Raw genomic sequence first — 5437 nt, forward strand, 5'->3', positions numbered from 1 at the left:
GCCGCGCTGTTCTGCGGCTTCTTTGCCGTGGTGCAGGCCATGAACGTGCGCTTCGAAATCGCGGCGATCGCGATCTTCGTGGCAATGGTGCTCGACGGCATGGACGGCCGCGTGGCGCGTATGACGCACACGCAGAGCGCCTTCGGCGAACAGTTCGACAGCCTCTCGGACATGGTCTCGTTCGGCGTGGCGCCGGCGCTCGTCATGTACGAGTGGATTCTGAAGGACCTCGGCCGCTGGGGTTGGCTCGCGGCGTTTGTCTATTGTTCGGGGGCGGCGTTGCGGCTCGCGCGTTTCAATACGAACATCGGCGTGGTCGACAAGCGTTTTTTCCAGGGTATGCCGAGTCCGGCTGCCGCAGCGTTGATCGCCGGCTTCGTCTGGCTCGCCACCGATAACCGCGTGCCGCTCAAGCTCGTGTGGCTGCCGTGGGTGGCTTTCGTGCTGACCATCTATGCCGGCGTGACGATGGTGTCGAACGCACCGTTCTATAGCGGCAAGGCGCTCGACGTGCGGCATCGCGTGCCGTTCGGGGTGATTCTGCTGGTCGTGGTGGCGTTCGTGCTGGTGTCGTCCGATCCGCCGCTGATGCTGTTCGGCCTGTTCGTGCTGTACGGTCTGTCGGGCTACGTGTTCTGGGGCTACCAGGCGCTGCGGGGCAGGGCGAATCCAGCTCGCTCAGTGGCACGGGATAGGTAACCGCGCACCGCTTTTGCACGAAAATGACACGAGAAAACGGCAGCCTTCGGGCTGCCGTTTTCGTTTGCCGAAGCCCTGTGGCGGGGCGTGGCAGGCAGGTCTGACGCCAATTGCACGACGCCGGGAATGCCGCTATAGTCGTTCGATGAATGCGTTCACGTTCTCATTTGAACTGCGGCACGAGAACGACGGCACGAACTTTGACAAACCGGTGCGTCGCCAGGCGCGCTCGTGCTGATGCACTACCGCGCTGATCGCTGATCGCTGACCGTTTCCGCCCTCCGTCTGCTTCGTCTGTGATTTAGAGCGTCGCCAGCGGTGGCGCGAACGCTCGAATTCCAACATCCAATCCCCACAATTGAACGACTCCTTGGGAGACCCGACATGGCCGACAAACTGATCATATTCGACACCACGTTGCGTGACGGCGAGCAATCGCCCGGCGCGTCGATGACGAAAGAAGAAAAAATCCGCATCGCGAAGCAACTCGAGCGGATGAAGGTGGACGTGATCGAAGCGGGCTTCGCGGCTAGCTCGAATGGTGATTTCGATTCGATCCAGACGATCGCGGGCCTGATCAAGGACAGCACGGTCTGCTCGCTGGCCCGTGCCAACGACAAAGACATTCAACGCGCGGCCGACGCGCTCAAGCCGGCCGATCATTTCCGCATCCACACGTTCATTGCAACGTCGCCGCTGCATATGGAAAAGAAGCTGCGCATGACGCCTGACCAGGTGTTCGAGCAGGCCAGGCTGGCAGTGCGGTTCGCCCGCAAGTTTACGGACGACGTCGAGTTTTCGCCGGAAGACGGCAGCCGGTCGGACATGGATTTCCTGTGTCGCGTGCTGGAAGCGGTCATCGCCGAGGGCGCGACCACCATCAATATCGCGGATACGGTCGGTTATGGCGTGCCGGAACTGTACGGCCAGCTCGTGAAGACGCTGCGTGAGCGTATTCCGAACTCGCACAAGGCCGTGTTCTCGGTGCATTGCCATAACGACCTTGGCATGGCGGTGGCGAACTCGCTGGCCGGTGTGCAGATTGGCGGCGCGCGTCAGGTCGAGTGCACGATCAACGGTCTCGGCGAGCGCGCGGGTAATACGTCGCTTGAAGAAATCGTGATGGCGGTGAAGACCCGCAAGGATTACTTCGGCCTCGATGTCGGTCTCGATACCACGCAGATCGTGCCGGCGTCGAAACTGGTGTCGCAGATCACCGGTTTCGTCGTGCAGCCGAACAAGGCGGTGGTCGGCGCGAACGCGTTTGCGCACGCATCCGGCATTCACCAGGACGGCGTGTTGAAAGCGCGCGACACGTATGAAATCATGCGCGCCGAAGATGTGGGCTGGAGCGCGAACAAGATCGTGCTTGGCAAGTTGTCGGGCCGCAATGCATTCAAGCAGCGTCTGCAGGAACTCGGTATCGCGCTCGACAGCGAAGGCGAACTCAATACCGCGTTCGCGCGCTTCAAGGAACTGGCCGACCGCAAGTCGGAAATCTTCGACGAGGACATCATCGCGATCGTCACGGAAGAGTCGGCTGAAGCGCAGGAAAAGGAGCACTACAAATTCCTGTCGCTGTCGCAGCATTCGGAAACCGGTGAGCAGCCGCACGCGAAAATCGTGTTCTCGGTTGAAGGCAAGGAAGTGACCGGAGAAGCTCGCGGCAACGGTCCGGTGGATGCCACGCTCAATGCGATCGAAACGGAAGTGGGCAGCGGCTCGGAACTGCTGCTGTACTCGGTGAACGCCATTACCACCGGCACGCAGGCGCAGGGCGAAGTGACCGTGCGCCTCTCGAAGAGCGGCCGTATCGTCAACGGCGTGGGCACCGATCCGGATATCGTCGCGGCTTCCGCGAAGGCGTATATCTCGGCGCTCAACAAGCTGTATTCGAACGTCGATAAGTTGAATCCGCAACGCTCGGAGTGATGGGAGGGCGGGTGCGCGGGCTGCGCGTTCGCTGAACCGGCTCGACAGGAAGCCCCGTGCTGAAGAGCGCGGGGCTTCCTGCTTTCTGGCAAAAGTCGGCGCGCATGCGCGATAAATAAAAAAGCCGCCTGAACCGGCGGCTTGGTCTACCCATGTGCGATGAGTTCGATCAGGTGCTCAGAACAGGCTGCGGCGATCTGGATCGTGCAGCGGATCAGGCGTTTTCTGCGTGAGCCGCACAATGCCCTGGTCGTCGAAATAGAAGCTGTACATCATGTACCAGACATTGTCTTCGAGATAGCGATAGGTCCAGACCTCGCGCTTCATCAGCGGGAAGTACGACGTTTCGACCGGGCGGCCGAAGTTCACCAGCACGTCGCTTTTCGTCCATTTGCCGATTTCGGCACGGTAGAACTCGTTGGGTTGAAGCACCTGGCGCACGGTGACGATCTTGCCGGATGCGTCGATGTCGGCGGCGGTGGTGGTTTCGCCCATCGGCTGGGTTGGCCACATCAGCCGCTTGCCGCCATTGGGCAAATCGTAGCTTTCACGCGGCGCGCCGAGGCGGGCGATGATGGTCGATTCGTCCGCGCCCTGGCTGTATTGCTGCCAGGGCTGCACGCAGCCGGCGAGCGTAATCGCGAGCGTGAGCGCGCTCACGCAGATGAGCGCGGCGCGGCGCAGGCGTGCCGCGGGCGGTGCTTCGATCGAGGCCGCCGTGGATGGGTGGCGGTTGGACATGACTTCCTCCGATGGCATTTGAGTAGCGGTTTTTATCATCGAGACGCATTATTTTGACACGGGCGGCAGCAAAAGATTTGCGCTTCGTACAAGCGTGTGATGAAAGAACGGAAACGGATTCGCCGGCTTGCTTATTCCGTCCGGAACGCCCTATGATCCGCGCTTCGACGAATCCAGCGGGGCAATGACGATGGCGAAGTGGCAACGGGGGGCAGCGGCGGCAGTCATGGTGCTGGCAGCGATTTCGGCGGCCGCGGCGGCGCATGCCGCGGGCGAGGCGGTGTCGGGCTCGGCAACCTCGCTAGGCAAGCCGATCAGCAAGCCCACGGGGGCGCCGATCCAGCTGGCGCTGATCGAAGGCATGTCCGGCCCCTTCGCGAACGCGGGCGCGGCAGTGGAGCGCAATCTGCGCTTCGGCGTCGAACAGGTGAATGCGCAAGGCGGCGTGAAGCTCGCCGACGGCGCGCATCCGCTCGAACTGGTGGTGCTCGACAGCAAGGGCAGTACCGAAGAGGCGTTGGTGCAACTGCGCGCCGCCGCCGACCGCCATATCGGCTACGTCATGCAAGGCAACAGTTCGGCGGTGGCGGCCGCGCTGATCGGTGCGATCGACAAGCAGAACAGCCGCGAGCCGGGCAATCGCGAACTGTTCCTCAATTATTCCGCCGACGATCCGGCCCTGACCAATGCCAATTGCAGTTTCTGGCACTTCCGCTTCGACGCGCACGCGGGCATGCGCATGGATGCGCTGGTCGACGTGATCCAGCGCGACAAAGCGGTGAAAAAGGTTTATCTGCTGAACCAGGACTACAGCTTCGGCCACGATGTCAGCAGCCTCGCGCGTTCGACCTTGGCGACCAGGCGTCCGGATATTGCGGTAGTCGGCGACGAATTTCATCCGATCGGCCGCGTGAAGGACTTCGCGCCGTACATCGCCAAGATTCGCGCGAGCGGCGCGGACGCGGTCATCACCGGCAACTGGGGCAACGATTTGACGCTTCTGGTCAAGGCGGCACGCGAACAGGGCCTCGACACCCGGTTTTACACCTTCTATGGCAACAGTCTGGGCGCGCCCGCCGCGTTGGGCGACGCCGGTGTCAAACACGTGATCGCGGTGGCCGACTGGCACCCGAACGCCGGCGGTGCAGCCTCCGACGCGTGGTACGCCGCGTTTCGCGGCCGGTTCCCGGCCGCCCAGGACGATTATCCGGTCCTGCGCATGCCGTTGATGATCGAAACGCTCGCGGCGGCGATGAACCGCGCCGGGAGCGCCGACCCGATGCCGGTCGCCCGGGCCTTGGAGGGTATCAAGTTCGACAACGGCTTTCACGCTTCCTGGATGCGGGCCGATGACCATCAACTGATTCAGCCCCTTTACGTGATGGAGATGGACAAGGGCGGCACGCCGGGCGTCAAGTTCGACAACGAAGGTTCAGGCTACGGTTTCCGCACGGTGCTGGCGTTGCCACCCGAGCGTACTGTGCCGTCGACCGTGTGCAGAATGAAGCGGCCTTGATGAAGCGGCCTTGATGAAGCGGCCTTGAATGAAACGGCCCCAAAGCGGACCCCTGGGCGCACGCGAGCCGCCCGGCGGAGCAGGGTTCGCGGCCGGATTGGGCTGTGCTACAATACGCGTCCCGTTGTGAGGCATGGCTAAAACCATGCATGCACGGGTAACCCACGGCACGGCCTTTCTTCCGTGACCGCCTGTCTAGTTCTTAAGGAAATCGACATGTCCGCAGTTGAAACAAGCAAGAAGTCCGAAGTCGTTGCGCAATTCGCACGCGCAGCTAACGACACCGGCTCCCCCGAAGTTCAGGTCGCGCTGCTCACGACCCGCATCAACGAACTGACCGTTCACTTCAAAGCCCACACGAAGGATCACCACAGCCGCCGCGGTCTGCTGCGCATGGTGAGCCGCCGTCGTAAGCTGCTCGACTACCTGAAGGGTAAGGACGCGGATCGTTACCGCGCACTGATCGAGAAGCTGGGTCTGCGTAAGTAATCGGCCAGTCGTTCAGCAAGATGCCTGTGTCAGTTCCACTGATACAGGCATTTTGTTTTT

The 5437-nt window shown here is 61.9% G+C and carries 5 protein-coding genes; 4 read left to right on the plus strand and 1 reads right to left on the minus strand.

Translation table 11 applies throughout. The annotated features are described in order from the left end of the window. The coding region (gene pssA, locus QOC89_RS30330) for a CDP-diacylglycerol--serine O-phosphatidyltransferase (RefSeq protein ID WP_323048416.1) at positions 1-699 on the plus strand (699 nt) is incomplete at its 5' end. Between the two features lie 384 nt (positions 700-1083). Beyond that, positions 1084-2631, plus strand: a complete 1548-nt coding sequence (locus QOC89_RS30335) for a 2-isopropylmalate synthase (RefSeq protein WP_323048417.1) — start codon at positions 1084-1086, stop codon at positions 2629-2631. A 177-nt stretch (positions 2632-2808) separates the two neighbouring features. Here the strand turns inward: QOC89_RS30335 and QOC89_RS30340 are convergent, their stop codons facing one another. Then, complete coding sequence (locus QOC89_RS30340; protein WP_323048418.1) at positions 2809-3372, minus strand: hypothetical protein; 564 nt, start codon at positions 3370-3372, stop codon at positions 2809-2811. Between the two features lie 184 nt (positions 3373-3556). Here QOC89_RS30340 and QOC89_RS30345 point away from each other — a divergent pair, with 184 nt between their 5' ends. Next, on the plus strand, positions 3557-4888 hold the full coding sequence (locus QOC89_RS30345; RefSeq protein WP_323048419.1) for a branched-chain amino acid ABC transporter substrate-binding protein: 1332 nt from the start codon (positions 3557-3559) through the stop codon (positions 4886-4888). Positions 4889-5104: 216 nt separating this feature from the next. Continuing rightward, on the plus strand, positions 5105-5377 hold the full coding sequence (rpsO, locus tag QOC89_RS30350; RefSeq protein WP_011487489.1) for a 30S ribosomal protein S15: 273 nt from the start codon (positions 5105-5107) through the stop codon (positions 5375-5377). Positions 5378-5437: the final 60 nt, after the last annotated feature.

Origin of the sequence: Paraburkholderia sp., assembly GCF_034668105.1 — a bacterium.
In the GTDB taxonomy this organism is placed as follows: Bacteria; Pseudomonadota; Gammaproteobacteria; order Burkholderiales; family Burkholderiaceae; genus Paraburkholderia.

Excerpts from the sequence above, each read along its gene's own strand:
- QOC89_RS30335 (WP_323048417.1), top strand. The coding sequence starts at position 1,084 with ATGGCCGACAAACTGATCATATTCGACACCACGTTGCGTGACGGCGAG.
- QOC89_RS30340 (WP_323048418.1), bottom strand. The coding sequence starts at position 3,372 with ATGTCCAACCGCCACCCATCCACGGCGGCCTCGATCGAAGCACCGCCC.
- QOC89_RS30345 (WP_323048419.1), top strand. The coding sequence starts at position 3,557 with ATGACGATGGCGAAGTGGCAACGGGGGGCAGCGGCGGCAGTCATGGTG.
- rpsO (WP_011487489.1), top strand. The coding sequence starts at position 5,105 with ATGTCCGCAGTTGAAACAAGCAAGAAGTCCGAAGTCGTTGCGCAATTC.